The sequence below is a fragment of the Falsiruegeria sp. JB4-1 genome, assembly GCF_055693495.1.
In genome coordinates, this window is sequence record NZ_JBVFTZ010000001.1 from 929,197 (window position 1) to 943,402 (window position 14,206).

The following is a 14,206-nucleotide window of genomic DNA, read 5'->3' on the forward strand; positions in this document are numbered from 1 at the left end:
GCAATGAAACGCTGTTTGGTAACAGGGGCTGGAATTCGGCTTGGCCGCGCTATGGCACTGTATCTGGCAGACCGCGGGTATGACGTCGCGGTTCATTTTGCGTCTTCTGAACAACCGGCATTAGAGACGGTGGAAGAAATCCGGGGCAAAGGGAGAAATGCGGTCGCGCTGCAGGCCGATTTGCTGGATGAAGCGCAGGTGAAAGAGTTGTTGCCGAGGGCTGTGGAAGCTCTGGGTGGTTCAGTCACCTGCCTTGTGAACAATGCTTCGATCTTTGACTATGATACCGTTTCCAGCGCGACCCGAACCAGTTGGGATCGTCATATGGAAAGCAACCTGCGTGCCCCATTTGTACTGACGCAGGCCATGGCGGCTCAAGGGCTGACCGCGGACATGGATCAGAACGGAGAACCGATAGCAACCGGCTTGATCGTCAATATGGTCGACATGCGCGTGAACAAGCTGACGCCGGAATTCATGACTTATACCCTTGCTAAGATGGGGCTGTGGGCAATGACACGCACGACTGCCCAAGCCCTGACGCTGACCATTCGCGTCAATGCAATCGGGCCCGGCCCGACGATGCAGGGCCATCGACAATCCGCAGAGCATTTTGCAGCGCAGCGGTCGAATACGATTTCAGGAAGAGGCGCAAATCCGTCGGATATCACTGCCGCTCTAGGTTATTTTCTCGATGCTCCGGCGGTTACGGGACAGATTCTTTGCGTAGACGGCGGACAGCATCTGGGCTGGAAAACACCAGACGTTTTAGGACCGGAGTGAACCTATCTGGCGCGAGTTTTGCACTGCTCCTGTTTTCGTTACTAAAGCGTTACAAAAATGTCTTTGTTTTCATGGCCTTGCTACATGCCAAAGAAAGAAATGTTTAAAATCAAACAGTTATGTAGCTGCCTATTTTTTGTGCAAACACGCGGAGAGCCCAATTTTAAACGGGTTTTTGTACTTCAGGGAAAGATATCTCCACAGTTATCCACAGGAATCGTGGATTTGTTTTCTCTTGATCCTGACGCGTCGAGATTGCAGCCGGAGCCAGAGAATCATATTTCAGTGACATGACTGACGCACACGCAATCAACGAAGACAGCACACCCACTGGATACGCCTGCATTCAGGGGTATCTGAAGACGCTCGACAATTCGCCGGGTGTCTATCGGATGCTCGATGCCGAAAGCCGGATTCTTTACGTTGGTAAGGCCCGCAACCTCAAGGCGCGCGTGTCGAATTATTCCCGCCCAGGACATTCCGGCCGAATAGAACGGATGATCCGTGCCACGGCCTCGATGATGTTTCTGACGACACGTACTGAAACCGAGGCGCTGTTGCTGGAACAGAACCTGATCAAGCAACTTAAGCCCAAATACAACGTGCTACTGCGCGATGACAAAAGCTTTCCAAACATCCTGGTGGCAAAAGGGCACACATTTCCACAGATCAAAAAGCACCGAGGGGCAAAGAAAGAAAAGGGTGCTTATTTCGGCCCCTTTGCCAACGCAGGCGCGGTCAATCGAACGCTCAACCAACTGCAAAAGGCTTTCTTGCTTCGCAATTGCTCGGATTCAATGTTTGACAGCCGCACACGTCCCTGTCTGCTGTATCAGATCAAACGATGTTCGGGTCCTTGTGTTGGGCTGATCTCGCAAGAGGGGTATGCAGAAAGCGTCCGGGACGCAGAACGCTTTTTGTCCGGCCGCTCGACCAAGGTGCAAGAAGACCTGGCAGAGCAAATGATGGCAGCCTCTGAAGCGATGGAGTTTGAACGGGCGGCCGAGCCTGCGCGATCGCATTCGCGCCCTTACACAGGTGCAGTCGAGTCAAGGCATCAACCCGCGTGGTGTGGCCGAGGCGGATGTGATCAGTTTGCATATGGAAAGCGGGCAGGCCTGTGTTCAAGTCTTTTTCATTCGGGCCAATCAGAACTGGGGTAACCGCGACTTCTACCCTCGTGTCGGGCCGGATGTATCATCCGCCGAAGTCATGGAAGCATTCCTTGGCCAATTCTATGACAACAAGGAGCCCCCCGTCAGTTGATCCTGTCGGATGCGATTGAAAACGCTGATCTGATGCAACAAGCCCTGTCTGAGAAAGCGGGGCGCAAGGTCGAAATTCTTGTCCCACAACGCGGTGAAAAACAAGAACTCGTTGCAGGGGCGTTGCGCAATGCGCGCGAGTCTTTGGCCCGACGCATGTCTGAAAGTGCGACCCAGGCTAAACTGTTGCGTGGTGTGGCCGAGGTCTTTGATCTGGACGGTCCTCCAGACCGGATCGAGGTCTACGACAACTCCCACATCCAAGGCACCAATGCTGTAGGCGGCATGATCGTTGCAGGCCCCGAGGGGTGGATGAAAAACGCTTACCGAAAATTCAATATCAAAGGCGATGACCTGACTCCGGGTGACGACTTTGGGATGATGAAAGAGGTATTGAACCGCCGCTTCACCCGATTGTTGAAAGAAGATCCGGATCGCGACAAAGGCCTCTGGCCCGATCTACTGCTAATTGATGGCGGAGCGGGACAGGTAAGTGCCGTGCATGAAATCATGGTTAACCACGGGGTTGAGGATATCCCGATGGTCGGTGTCGCCAAGGGGGTTGATCGGGATCACGGTAAGGAGGAGTTTCACCGGGTTGGCCAGCGCACCTTCGCTCTCAAACGCAACGATCCGGTTCTGTATTTCATCCAGCGTCTTAGGGATGAAGCGCACCGATTTGCAATCGGGACGCATCGCGCGAAACGTGCCAAGGCGATCGGGGCGACGCCGCTGGACGAGGTGCCCGGTGTAGGTGCCACGCGCAAACGCGCTCTATTGGCGCATTTCGGCAGCGCCAAAGCCGTCAGTCGCGCCAACCTTGCTGACTTGAAGGCGGTAGACGGGATATCAGACACGCTGGCTGAAACGATCTACGACTTTTTCCACGACCGGTGACTTGCCAATTCTGTTTCCCTGCGCTTGGCTGTTTGGAACAGGGAGAGAGACACATGCCGATCATGCAGGGATTTCCGCCAGAACAGGCGGACCGGGTTACTTTGGCCAATTGGCGCACACAACCTTTTTCGTCTTGGGCTTTTCATCATGTTCGCGAGATCGTTCCTTCAGCTGAAATAAGCAACGACCCAGCAAACATCTGGCATTTTCCAAAGGGCGATCAGCTTGTGGCGGATGCGCAAATCGACGAGGCGTTGGCCGGGACGCGCACCGACGCGCTGGTGGTGATGCACAAAGGGCAGGTTGTGCAAGAGTTCTACCGTAACGGCATGACCGCTGAGGATCCGCACATCCTGATGTCTGTCTCGAAATCGATGCTGGGACTGCTTGCGGGTTGCCTGCACGGCAAGGGATTGCTGGATTTGGGGGCGCAGCTGACGGATTACGTTCCAGAACTCAGCGACACAGCCTATGCAGGAGCCACCGTGAGACAGGCGTTGGACATGCGCGTAGGTGTCGAATTCTCGGAGGACTATCTGGCTACATCCGGTCCGATCGTCAGCTACCGCAAGGCTGCCAATTGGAACCCGGTGGAGCCAGGAGACACCATACCTGATCTGCGCAGTTTTCAATTGATGTTGAGCAATGCTGACGGGCCTCATGGGGGCCGGTTTCACTATGTTTCGCCGGTCACAGATCTGCTGGCCTGGGTTTTTGAGCGCGCAACCGGTTCACGCTATGCTGACCTGATGTCCCAGCATCTGTGGCAGCCAATGGGTGCCGAAAGAGCTGGTTATATCACCGTTGACCGTATTGGAGGTGCACGCGCTGCCGGTGGAATGTGCGTCACAGCGCGCGATCTTGCGCGCGTGGGGGCATTGATGTGTCGGAGAGGCCTGCGAGACGAAAAATGCGTGATCCCCGAAGCCTGGTTAATCGACATCATGGAAAACGGCGACCAGCAGGCTTGGGAGCAAGGTGATTTCCATGATCGCTTTGACACCTATGATATGTGCTACCGCTCAAAATGGTATGTGCATCAAGGAGATGCGCCACTAATTCACGGGATGGGCATTCACGGACAATATCTGTTTGCCGATCCCGTGCGGGATCTCTCAATTGCGATTTTCTCGTCCGAAGCCGAACCCACCAGTGATCTGGCATTTGCGCCCCGAATGGCGCTTGTGAAGCTGCTGCAGGCCGCGGTTTGACAAGCATGGCATCGACCCTCTTTCCTCGGGGCGCTTGCCGGGATAAACCGGTCGCATGACTTGGAACCTGCCCAATATCCTGACCGTACTTCGTCTGGTTGCTGCACCCGGCGTAGCGGTGATGTTTTTGTATTTCACTCGGCCCTATGCCGATTGGTTTGCTCTGGCGCTGTTTGTTGTGGCTGCCGTCACCGATTGGTTCGACGGCTATCTGGCGCGGGCTTGGAAACAGGAAACCAAACTAGGAGCAATGTTGGACCCGATTGCCGACAAGGCGATGGTTGTGATCGCATTGATGGTCATTGTGGGCTACTCTTCGATGTCGCCCTGGTTGGTGCTCCCTGCAACCGTCATCCTGTTTCGTGAGGTTTTTGTTTCGGGGTTGCGTGAATACCTTGGTGATACGGCTGGAACGCTGAAGGTAACGAACCTCGCTAAATGGAAAACAACGGCCCAGATGGTGGCGATTGCCGTATTGTTTGGTCAGGGCGTCTTCGAGCACTATTTGGGAATGAGCGCCTGGGGAATGGATGCACAGCTGATTGATGACATCTTGTCCGGTCGCGAAGAGGATCTGTTGGGCTTGCGCTGGAAACTGGCGGGAATGGAATTGTGCTGGTGGGTTGGTCTGACCTTGCTGTGGATCGCAGCAGGTCTCACAGCAATCACAGGTGTAGACTATTTTCGCAAAGCCATGCCGCACGTAAGAGAGGGTTGATTCGTGGATATCCTGTATTTCGCTTGGGTGCGCGAGCGCATTGGCCTGCCCAAGGAAAAGATCGAGACACACGCGGAAACCGTGTCACAGCTGGTCGATGAGCTACGGGCGCGTGAAGAACGCTATGAGGTTGCCTTTTCTGACCTGAGCGCGTTGCGCGTGGCCCTGGATCAAGAGTTGTCGGATTTCGACGCGTCGCTGGTCGGCGTACGTGAAGTGGCGTTTTTTCCGCCAATGACCGGGGGTGAGCCGGTGAAAATCTCGGTTCAACGAGAGCCATTTGATCTCGGCGCTGAAGCCAACGCATTTGCTGCTGGCGACACATCGAACGGGGCAATCGTGACCTTTACGGGCGTCGTGCGGGATTTGGCGCAAGGCGATCTGGATGTGATGGAGATTGAGCACTATCCAGGCATGACCGAAAAGGCATTGACCAAGATCGCGAGCGAAGCGCTTGCGCGTTGGTCGCTGGGTGACGTGATGGTGATCCACCGCCATGGCCGTCTGGCACCGGGCGATCAGATCATGATGGTGGCAACGGCTGCGCCGCACCGCAAGGATGCGTTTGAGGCGGCTGAATACCTTATGGATTACCTCAAATCGCGTGCACCGTTCTGGAAGAAGGAAATTACTGGCCAAGGCGCGGATTGGGTTGCAGCCAAAGACGAGGACGAGGACGCCCTGACGCGGTGGTGAAGCTCACTGGATCGTGGTCCAAGTCTCGAATGCGGCATCGACACGTTCCCGCCGTGTGCGTTGCGCGGCCGCATTAGCTCGGTCTCCATAATCTTCGCGATATCTTGCGCTGTTATGATCCATAACCTCGACCGAGACCGCGCCAAACTGATCGCTGTGACGTCCAGAGTGAACTTGTTCAACCGAACGGCGTGACCAATCCACCCATTGCGATAGCGGTACCCGACCAAGGCGTTAGAGACATTGCCAAGGACCACACGGGTGTGTCAGCTCATGCCTGCAGTGTTCGAAACAGAAACAGGCTGCTGGCTGGCAGGTGCCCGAACTTGGCGGCATAGGGACTTAGCGACGTTGGGCTTGGTGCCAATCTGTCCAGACATCTTGCTGTTGCAGCCGAATGCGGTGGCATTGATTCAGCAGGTCGCGTTTTGGTGATCACGGGTTAGCCTACGCGAGCGCGCAGTTCTTCGGCCTCTTGCCGGGCGGCACGCAGGCCATCCATGGCGGCGCTCAGTTCTGCTTCGGTCTGGGTCAGCTGGTTGGTCAACTCGGCCTCGCGCTGTTGCAGATAGGTGATTGCCTGGTCGCGAGTTTCTTCAGCTTCGTGCAACTCCTGGCTCATCCGGTCCAGATCCGCTACGTCGCTTTGCCGAACGCGTGTGAACCTGTGAACCAGCCAGTTGGCAAACCATCCCATGGCAAAGGCCACAAAGAGGATAATTGCGGTGGTGATGATGAATTCTGTTCGGTTCATGTCACTGGTCCTCTTCGTCGGGTTGAGGCGCGTCTTCCGGCGTGTCGGCCTCTGGCTCTTCATCTTCGCCAGAGGGTTCTGAAGCAGAAGTGTCGTTGGTGTCATCAGCGACAGCATCCAGGGTCGATTCGGAATCCTCGGCACCTTCAGGCCGGATCAATTTGAACTCGATCCGGCGGTTGGCTTCTCGGCCTTCTTCGGTTTTGTTATCAGCGATCGGCTGACTTTCACCATAGCCGATGGCGGCGTAGCTGGATGTTAGAACACGACGTGACCGCAACTCGTTCAGAACCGATTGCGCGCGCGCCTGACTCAGCTGCTGGTTCATTTCTTCGCGGCCTTGGCTGTCAGTGTGCCCCTGAATCTCAAGCCTGATCTGTCCACAGGCTTCCAGAATGTCGGCAATTCTGTTCATCGTATCCAGTGAGGCCGCGGCAATCGTGGCAGAGCCAGGTTCAAAAGCAATCTTGCCGGCTTCCTGAACAAGAGCAATTTCCGCTTCGCAAACTTCCGGGTCGGGCGCCTTGTCCTCGGGTTCTGGCGGGGCACGGTAAGTGACTGAAAGGTCAAATGTCTGGGCCTGTCCCAGTTTGTCCGAGAGAAGCCCGGAAATGCGCGAAGTGGCGTCTTCCTGTGTGCTGATCCCGGTCAAAATGACGTTGTCAGGTGTCACGGTCAGAGCGCCGTTGGTCAGCATCGATAGCGCTTCGAGCCCTGCCAGAACGCGTACTGGCCACGTGGCTGGAAGATCGGGAACGACGCGTGCCGCAGTATAGACGACGTCAGATCCAAACGCAGCCTTTGCATAACTATCGACCATGTGGCGCAGGTTTTCGTCGTTCAAGCGTCCGCGAAGCTGAACCAGACCTTCAGGACTGAGTGTGGCAACAAATTCGGGTGGTCCTACAGCGTCCGAAACCTCAGGTTCCGGAAGGATTGCATGCAAGGCAAAGACATCGGGCAAGTCGGCTTCTAGTTCCCCAACAATGCGGTCGAATTTAGTCTGATCCGTTCCTTGGGCCGCGACGAGTGTGATGTCGGCGTCGGCTATTGTGACCGATGCCTGCCCCAATTCGGCGACTGCGGCGATACTCAATTCCGAGGCCCGCGCCCATTTGGGGGTAGGAACCCCCATGCCGATAGTGCACTTCAGTGTTCCTTTCAGGCCAGCCTGACGAGCTGCGGCCTGTATTCTTGCTTGAGCAATACGGTCCTGAGCGGAGCAGGCGTCGAACCGTGCCCCCGTCTCATCAATGAGGAAACGTAGGGTAAAGGGCGTAATGACTGGCCGAGGCGCGGCTATGTCGATGCCGATGCGCAGACCCGGCGGAGCCGCGCGGTTGAGGGCATCTTCCAGCTGTTGCTTGGCCTCGGTGCTGTCCGAAATTGCGGTGATCGAGACGCGTCCAGCCGTTACCGAGACTTTGGAGCGGGGTAACATCGACAAAGCCTTGAGCGAAAAGCCCATGGCATCAATCCAGCCGTTCGGAATGTTGTAGTCGGCGGTCTCAAGCAGGTCAGTGACGTTTTCCGCTCCCGCCAGAGAGTTCAGGGCGTCGATTATCTCTTCTCGATTCGAATTGGCCGGAATAAGTCCGATAATCGAGATGCCACTATCGTTGCGCAGAATTTCGGCAGAAAACATGGGCGGTGCGAGATCGGCCGTCGGTGCGATCTGCATGTTGTCGATCACCCGTGATGGGTCAACTTCATCGCCCGCAACCGTCAGTGCGTTGAACCGCGTGGCCTCGTCTTTGGCAATGCCTAGCCATGATCACTTGCAGACCGTTTGCTTGCACCTCAGCCCAGTCGTGTCCGCCGCGATCCAAAGCACGTCGCACGACAATTTCAGAGTTTTCTTCGACGGCTGTAACGGCAAAGCTGGCGGCAACTAGGGAAAGCCCGGCAGCTAATGCAAAGGTCAGGGCGACCACAATCGAAAGGGGAAGGCGCATGTTTTAGGGTCGTTTTCCGTCCGGTCTTTGCAAGATGTCTTACAATCCCGGCGCCCTATGTGCAATCACGCGAACAGGGCCGCGCAAAAGAAGATGAGCGGAATAAAGCCGGTATCGCGATTTACACGGAAGAGTTGCAACAATTTCGCGTTGTCTTCTATGTCCAACCCGCGCAACTGCCAGGCCATGTGCCATCCCATGGCCCATGGGCCTGAAAGAGCCAAAAGCATTGCAAAAAGCGGGGCGTCGGGAAGCCCTGCTTCGATCACGGCAAGCCCCATGAGACCGACAGTTGCCACCAGGAAATACTTCATCCATCGAGCGGTATCGGTGCCAAACAGACGTGCCGTGGATTTCACCCCGATCAACGCATCGTCCTCGGTGTCCTGATGGGCATAGATGGTGTCATAAAACAAAGTCCAGGCGATCCCGGCGAGATAGAGCAGCACCGCGGGCGCACCCAGTGTGCCCGAATGGGCTGTCCAGGCCAGCAAAGCGCCCCAGTTGAACGCCAGACCCAGAAACACCTGCGGCCACCAAGTGAACCGCTTGGCATAGGGATAGACCGCAACCGGCAACAGCGACAGCACGCCAAGCGCGATGGCCGCGCGGTTGAAGGTCAACAGAATGGCCAGCCCCAACAGTGCCTGAAGCACCATCCAGAACAGTGCTTGTTTCACGCTCACCTGGCCCGAAGGGATGGGCCGAGATCGCGTGCGCTCGACCTGCCCGTCAAAATCACGGTCTGTTATGTCATTCCACGTACAGCCCGCACCACGCATCAAGAAGGCGCCCAGGCCGCAACCCACCGCGATCCACAAGTCGAACAGGCGCGGGGTTTGATCGTCAAAGATCGCCAATGCCAGGCCCCACCAGCAGGGGATCAAAAGCAGCCAAGTGCCAATGGGCCGATCCGCACGGCTCAGCCGCAGATAGGGACGGGTCCATGCAGGGGCATATCGGTCGACCCAGTTGTCTTGTGGTGCGTCTGATACCTGACCATCTGGTGTTGGGGCATTGCCTTGCATATGTAGGCTTTCATGAGTGCAAAGATCAGACTGTATGTAGAGCACCCTTTGGGGGATGGGCAATCGGTTCCTTTGGATCGTGATCAGGCGCATTATCTCTTTGGCGTGATGCGTATGACCGTTGGCGGGCAGGTGTTGTTGTTCAACGGGCGCGACGGCGAGTGGGTGGCCGATGTTGAGCAGGCGGGCAAACGCGCTGGGGTGTTAACCTGCGTCGAGCAGACCAAACCGCTACAGATGCCACCCGATCTTTGGTTGCTCTTTGCGCCGATCAAAAAAGCCCGTACGGATTTCATCGTTGAAAAGGCGGCAGAAATGGGCGCTGCGCGGATCGTACCGGTGCAGACCGAGTTTACCAATTCCGAGCGCATCCGCCAAGACCGCCTGCAGGCCCATGCGGTCGAAGCCGCAGAACAATGTGGCGGCACTTTTGTCCCCGAAGTGGCTGATCTGCAGAAACTCGACCGCCTTTTGGATCACTGGCCCGAGGATCGCCAGCTCATGTTCTGCGACGAGGCCGAAGTGGGCGCGGCAAAACGTCTGGCCGCCAATACACCCGGTCAGCCTTGGGCCATCCTGATCGGGCCAGAGGGCGGGTTCTCGGACCGCGAACGCGCACGCCTCTCGGCGCTGCCCTTTGCACATGTCGTCAGCCTTGGCCCCCGCATCCTGCGGGCTGATACGGCGGCGGTGTCGGCGATGACGGTCTGGCAGCAGGCGTTAGGAGATTGGGAGTGATGACTGACATCAATCACATCACCAAAGCGGCGTTGCCACGGGTAAGGGCGCTGCTAGAGCAGCGGATCGAAAGCTCAATGTTTCCACTGGCCAACCTGCGTGATCATGGATTGAACGGAAATCACCCCAACGCTGTAACCGGGTGGGTGACGCCGACAGCGGATCAGGCACTGTTTGTTACCAACAAGGGAATGATCTTACCCCAGATTGATCCGGTCCGAGCTAAGGATTGGGCAAGTGTCTTGAACGCCAGATCTGTGATTGGTTTTGCTGGCGCAACAGAACAAGTGCGGGCATTGATCCCTGCTCTTGGCATGCAGGACACGCCAACAGAGCTGGATGAGGATGAGCCGGGTTTGGGCTTGGATCTGGCAATGCTTCGTATGCCGGGAACAGACGGTTTCACATTGCGCCCCTTGTCAGATCTGGATCGGACCATCGCTATTCATTGGCGGGCCATGTCCCAGATCGAAACACTGGGGGCCCCGGCAGAAATCGCCGAAACCCGAGCCGCGGTTGACATCGATGCCTATTGCGCGCGCGACAGTCACCGTGTGCTTTTTCACAAAGGGGATCCCGTAGCTCTGACAGGCTTCAACGCGTCGCTTCCTAACATTGTGCAAATTGGCGGCGTCTTTACCCCTCCCGAACTGCGAAATCGGGGCTATGCGCGGGTCGCTGTTGCCCAACATCTGCAAGAGGTTGCAGCGCAGGGCGTGCAAAGAGCGGTGTTGTTTGCTGCCAACATAGCAGCTGTTCGTGTCTATCAAGCCTTGGGGTTCACACCTTGCGGCAGTTTTTCACTGGTTCTCTTCGATGGCCGACAGGAGGTTCGTGTATGAGTTTCATTCGTCCCGAAGCAAAAGCGGCCCTTTGGCGGTGGCGCGAAGTCATCGCCGCTCGACCTTTGGCCTTTGTTGGCTCTACATGGGTTGTCGGCCCCGGTGGCCTTCTTGGCGGGTTGGGTTGGATTGCAATCGCTGTCAGCCTTGGCTTGGCTGTCGTGGGCTTTCAACGCGCGCGGTTCCGTACCGGATCGGGAGGGCCGGGTGTGGTCCTCGTAGATGAGGGGCAGATCACCTACTATGGCCCGCTAACCGGGGGCGTAGTCGCGACAGATGCCATCGAACGGCTGGCGCTGGACCCCACGGCCAAGCCCGCGCATTGGGTGCTGGAACAACCCGGCCAGCCGCCGCTGCACGTGCCTGTGAACGCCGAAGGAGCCGAGGCGTTGTTTGATGTCTTTGCCACGCTTCCCGGACTGCGGACCGAACGCATGTTGGCCGAGATGGGGGGCAAGGGCGTTCACCCGGTCGTGATCTGGGAACGGCGTTCGATGCGTCCGCCCGAGCTCAGGCTGCATTGACAGTTCGGTCTTTTCGCCTCACTGCTGACGATCAGACATAGCTAATTCAGGATCAGGAGCGCGTCTCATGTCCATTCCTCAGTCCGGCGGTGGGCCGATCGAACGCCACGAACAACTGGCGCAATATCTGGCCGATGGGTGCAAACCCAAGGATCAATGGCGGATCGGTACCGAGCATGAAAAGTTCGGCTATTGCAAGGACACGCTGAAACCTCTGCCGTATGAGGGCAAACGTTCGATTCTCGCCGTTCTCGAAGGGCTGCGGGATGGACACGGATGGGCGCCGCTGGAAGAGGGCGGTAAGCTGATCGGTCTGGAAAAAGACGGGGCCAATGTTTCACTCGAACCGGGTGGACAGCTTGAACTTTCCGGCGCGCCGCTTGAGACGATCCACGAGACCTGTGACGAGGTCAATCAGCACCTGCGCGACGTCAAGGATATCTCTGACAAGATCGGCGTGGGCTTCATCGGTCTGGGCGCGGCCCCGATCTGGAGCCATGAGCAGATGCCGGTAATGCCCAAGGGGCGCTACAAGCTGATGACGGACTACATGGACCGCGTCGGCACCATGGGCAAGGTCATGATGTACCGGACTTGTACGGTGCAGGTGAATCTGGACTTCGCCACCGAGGCGGACATGGTGCAAAAGCTGCGCGTGGCCTTGGCGTTGCAGCCAGTGGCGAATGCACTGTTTGCCAACTCGCCCTTCTTGGATGGCAAGCCCAACGGGGTGAAATCCACCCGCGGTCTGGTCTGGCGGCATCTGGATGATGCGCGCACCGGCATGTTGCCGTTTGTGTTTGACGAGGGGTTCGGATTTGAGCGCTGGGTGCAGTACGCGCTCGATGTGCCGATGTATTTCGTCTATCGCGACGGCAAATACATCGACGCGCTTGGCATGTCGTTCCGCGATTTCCTTGAGGGCAAGCTGCCCGCGCTGCCGGGTGAAACGCCCACGCTCAGCGATTGGGCGGATCATCTGACCACCGCATTCCCCGAGGCGCGGATCAAGAAATTCATGGAGATGCGCGGTGCTGATGGTGGCCCTTGGCGGCGGTTGTGTGCCTTGCCCGCATTCTGGGTCGGTCTGATGTATGATCAATCATCGCTCGACGCTGCGTGGGATCTGGTCAAGGGCTGGGACGCCGAAACGCGCGAAGCGCTGCGTGTGGCTGCATCCGAGCGGGCCTTGCAAGCTCAGGTGGGTGATATCAACATGCACGAACTGGCGCGTGAGGTTGTCGCGATTTCCGAGGCCGGGCTGAAAGCACGCGCCAAGCCCGGCGCAGGCGGTCTGGTCCCGGACGAGACCCATTTCCTGAATGCGCTGAAGGACAGCATCGAAACTGGCAAAACTCCGGCTGACGAGCTGTTGGACCGCTACAATGGCGAATGGAACGGCGACCTGACCAGAATATACGATGAGTTTGCCTATTAAGTCAGCGCATCTCTGCGTTCAGCTGCGTGGTTCGAATCCAGCCATGGTATCACTGGCTGGCGGTTTTTGGCGTAGCCGGGAACCTGCTTGTCCAGCCGTTCTGCCAATTCCGGTAAACGGCTGACGGGCACCTTGGGAAACAGGTGGTGTTCTCGGTGATAAAACATCAGATAAGCGGCCCGTGCTAGCGGGCCGCGCTGGCTGCGTCCAGCCAAACCGCTGTGTGCGGTCCCTTGATGGGTGATCCAGACTGCGAAGAAGGCAGTCATGCATTGCGCCACCACCATCGCGGCCAGATGCAACCACAGGAAGGTCAGACCCAAGGCAAAGATCGCGGACACCACGCCTGCTACGGCGACTCCATCCACGATCAAGCGCCGCCGCCATTTCGGACCCCCATTGCGCCAGGCCGCTTGGATCAGATCGACTGGAAAACGCGGGCCATACAGCAAAACCTCAAGAGCGCCCATCTCGCCACATTTACCTTCGTGATCCTTGGGACCCATGGCGTGACGGTGGTGTTGCATGTGGCTCCATGCGACCGAACAGTTGCAGCCGCACATGGCCCCGCTCAGAACATGAAGGATCACGATATCCCATCGACGCGGCAGACCCAGATTGCCATGGATCGCCTCGTGGTTCAGGCGCAAGGCGCAAAGAAAATACATGAAGCTGCCGATGGCCCCCAAGGGCCAGAATGCGGATGCAAAAAGCCACCAGGATAATGCCAGCCACGGCAGGGGGAGCGTCAGTTCGATCAACTTCTGGCGGCGACTCAACGGGGTAAGTTCGTGCCAATTTACGCCTTTTGGGGGTGTTTCTTTGACATGAGCATCACACATGGCGTTCGCTCCTTTGGTTTTGACGATGACGTATAAGCAGGGCGGCAACGAAGCCCCAAACCGGGGCAATCATGGCACCTGCAATCAGCAAAATCCTGGCGAAATAGGAGAGGCCGTCGAAAAGGAACGCTGCACCAATTGCGAAGAGTAGAGCAGAGACGGCCGAGTTCGCTGTGAGGGCCAGCAGGGCAATCAACACGGGATTTGGGTGAAATCGAGCGAGGAAGCGCCGTAAAGTCCATCCGCCGATAAGAGTGAACTGAATGAATCCAAAAGGGATCGCAAAAAGGGCGAAGTACAAAGCGATCGTAAGGAACTGGAATGCATCTGACAAAATGCGAGGTAAAACGCCGACCCATTCGATTGCCACGGCAAGCGCAAAACAAATGCAGTAAAGGCCAATCACGCCAAGCAGAGTGGCAAACGGGGCAATGCCCACCGCAAAGTTGATGTCGGATTCTAGTTCGTTAATTTTAGTTATTTCTGTCATTTGAGAAATCTCCAGGCAAAATTTT

The 14,206-nt window shown here is 56.9% G+C and carries 12 protein-coding genes and 3 pseudogenes; 10 read left to right on the plus strand and 5 right to left on the minus strand.

Annotation, left to right across the window (positions count from 1 at the left end; genetic code table 11):
* The first annotated feature begins 3 nt into the window (after nt 1–3).
* The 6 genes and pseudogenes from ACZ1HE_RS04755 (at nt 4) to ACZ1HE_RS04780 (ending at nt 5,570) form a co-directional block, all read left to right on the plus strand.
* Nucleotides 4–783 (plus strand): SDR family oxidoreductase, encoded by a 780-nt coding sequence (locus tag ACZ1HE_RS04755; protein ID WP_472619777.1) that lies wholly within the window; start codon nt 4–6, stop codon nt 781–783.
* Nucleotides 784–1,073: 290 nt separating this feature from the next.
* Nucleotides 1,074–2,945: pseudogene (gene uvrC / locus ACZ1HE_RS04760) on the plus strand (excinuclease ABC subunit UvrC).
* Nucleotides 2,946–2,998: 53 nt separating this feature from the next.
* Nucleotides 2,999–4,156, plus strand: a complete 1,158-nt coding sequence (locus ACZ1HE_RS04765; RefSeq protein WP_472619778.1) for a serine hydrolase domain-containing protein — start codon at nt 2,999–3,001, stop codon at nt 4,154–4,156.
* Between the two features lie 55 nt (nt 4,157–4,211).
* A complete protein-coding gene (gene pgsA / locus ACZ1HE_RS04770; protein WP_472619779.1) occupies nt 4,212–4,874 on the plus strand; it encodes a CDP-diacylglycerol--glycerol-3-phosphate 3-phosphatidyltransferase in 663 nt (220 codons plus the stop codon).
* A gap of 3 nt (nt 4,875–4,877) precedes the next feature.
* Nucleotides 4,878–5,108: pseudogene (locus tag ACZ1HE_RS04775) on the plus strand (MoaD/ThiS family protein); the annotation flags it as partial.
* Complete coding sequence (locus tag ACZ1HE_RS04780; RefSeq protein ID WP_472624363.1) at nt 5,109–5,570, plus strand: molybdenum cofactor biosynthesis protein MoaE; 462 nt, start codon at nt 5,109–5,111, stop codon at nt 5,568–5,570.
* Nucleotides 5,571–6,012: 442 nt separating this feature from the next.
* On the opposite strand, the gene ACZ1HE_RS04785 is transcribed toward ACZ1HE_RS04780, so the two are convergent.
* From ACZ1HE_RS04785 to ubiA, 3 genes and pseudogenes are all read right to left on the minus strand, one after another.
* Entirely contained in the window at nt 6,013–6,324 is a 312-nt protein-coding gene (locus ACZ1HE_RS04785; RefSeq protein ID WP_108786060.1) for a hypothetical protein, read from the minus strand.
* A 1-nt stretch (nt 6,325) separates the two neighbouring features.
* A pseudogene (locus ACZ1HE_RS04790) lies at nt 6,326–8,279 on the minus strand (OmpA family protein).
* A gap of 65 nt (nt 8,280–8,344) precedes the next feature.
* The gene (ubiA, locus tag ACZ1HE_RS04795; protein ID WP_472619780.1) at nt 8,345–9,307 is read right to left on the minus strand and encodes a 4-hydroxybenzoate octaprenyltransferase; all 963 of its coding nucleotides are present in this window, start codon (nt 9,305–9,307) and stop codon (nt 8,345–8,347) included.
* A 12-nt stretch (nt 9,308–9,319) separates the two neighbouring features.
* Here ubiA and ACZ1HE_RS04800 point away from each other — a divergent pair, with 12 nt between their 5' ends.
* From ACZ1HE_RS04800 to ACZ1HE_RS04815, 4 genes are all read left to right on the plus strand, one after another.
* Nucleotides 9,320–10,045 carry a 16S rRNA (uracil(1498)-N(3))-methyltransferase gene (locus ACZ1HE_RS04800; RefSeq protein ID WP_472619781.1) on the plus strand — a complete coding sequence of 242 codons (726 nt, stop codon included), beginning with the start codon at nt 9,320–9,322 and terminating at the stop codon, nt 10,043–10,045.
* Nucleotides 10,045–10,887, plus strand: coding sequence for a GNAT family N-acetyltransferase (locus ACZ1HE_RS04805; protein ID WP_472619782.1), 843 nt, complete (start codon nt 10,045–10,047; stop codon nt 10,885–10,887). The genes ACZ1HE_RS04800 and ACZ1HE_RS04805 overlap by 1 nt, the downstream gene beginning before the upstream one ends.
* Nucleotides 10,884–11,411, plus strand: a complete 528-nt coding sequence (locus tag ACZ1HE_RS04810) for a hypothetical protein (RefSeq protein WP_472619783.1) — start codon at nt 10,884–10,886, stop codon at nt 11,409–11,411. Before ACZ1HE_RS04805 ends, ACZ1HE_RS04810 begins: the two co-directional genes overlap by 4 nt.
* Nucleotides 11,412–11,478: 67 nt before the next feature.
* Nucleotides 11,479–12,849, plus strand: a complete 1,371-nt coding sequence (locus ACZ1HE_RS04815; RefSeq protein WP_472619784.1) for a glutamate--cysteine ligase — start codon at nt 11,479–11,481, stop codon at nt 12,847–12,849.
* Here ACZ1HE_RS04815 and ACZ1HE_RS04820 read toward each other — a convergent pair.
* Entirely contained in the window at nt 12,846–13,691 is an 846-nt protein-coding gene (locus tag ACZ1HE_RS04820) for a fatty acid desaturase (RefSeq protein WP_472619785.1), read from the minus strand. The genes ACZ1HE_RS04815 and ACZ1HE_RS04820 overlap by 4 nt on opposite strands.
* A complete protein-coding gene (locus tag ACZ1HE_RS04825; protein WP_472619786.1) occupies nt 13,684–14,181 on the minus strand; it encodes a hypothetical protein in 498 nt (165 codons plus the stop codon). The genes ACZ1HE_RS04820 and ACZ1HE_RS04825 overlap by 8 nt, the downstream gene beginning before the upstream one ends.
* Between the last annotated feature and the right edge of the window lie 25 nt (nt 14,182–14,206).

What these genes read in the sequence shown, in the direction of transcription:
- ACZ1HE_RS04755 (WP_472619777.1), top strand. Translation starts at nt 4, where the DNA reads ATGAAACGCTGTTTGGTAACAGGGGCTGGAATTCGGCTTGGCCGCGCT.
- ACZ1HE_RS04765 (WP_472619778.1), top strand. Translation starts at nt 2,999, where the DNA reads ATGCCGATCATGCAGGGATTTCCGCCAGAACAGGCGGACCGGGTTACT.
- pgsA (WP_472619779.1), top strand. Translation starts at nt 4,212, where the DNA reads ATGACTTGGAACCTGCCCAATATCCTGACCGTACTTCGTCTGGTTGCT.
- ACZ1HE_RS04780 (WP_472624363.1), top strand. Translation starts at nt 5,109, where the DNA reads ATGACCGGGGGTGAGCCGGTGAAAATCTCGGTTCAACGAGAGCCATTT.
- ACZ1HE_RS04785 (WP_108786060.1), bottom strand. Translation starts at nt 6,324, where the DNA reads ATGAACCGAACAGAATTCATCATCACCACCGCAATTATCCTCTTTGTG.
- ubiA (WP_472619780.1), bottom strand. Translation starts at nt 9,307, where the DNA reads ATGCAAGGCAATGCCCCAACACCAGATGGTCAGGTATCAGACGCACCA.
- ACZ1HE_RS04800 (WP_472619781.1), top strand. Translation starts at nt 9,320, where the DNA reads ATGAGTGCAAAGATCAGACTGTATGTAGAGCACCCTTTGGGGGATGGG.
- ACZ1HE_RS04805 (WP_472619782.1), top strand. Translation starts at nt 10,045, where the DNA reads ATGACTGACATCAATCACATCACCAAAGCGGCGTTGCCACGGGTAAGG.
- ACZ1HE_RS04810 (WP_472619783.1), top strand. Translation starts at nt 10,884, where the DNA reads ATGAGTTTCATTCGTCCCGAAGCAAAAGCGGCCCTTTGGCGGTGGCGC.
- ACZ1HE_RS04815 (WP_472619784.1), top strand. Translation starts at nt 11,479, where the DNA reads ATGTCCATTCCTCAGTCCGGCGGTGGGCCGATCGAACGCCACGAACAA.
- ACZ1HE_RS04820 (WP_472619785.1), bottom strand. Translation starts at nt 13,691, where the DNA reads ATGTGTGATGCTCATGTCAAAGAAACACCCCCAAAAGGCGTAAATTGG.
- ACZ1HE_RS04825 (WP_472619786.1), bottom strand. Translation starts at nt 14,181, where the DNA reads ATGACAGAAATAACTAAAATTAACGAACTAGAATCCGACATCAACTTT.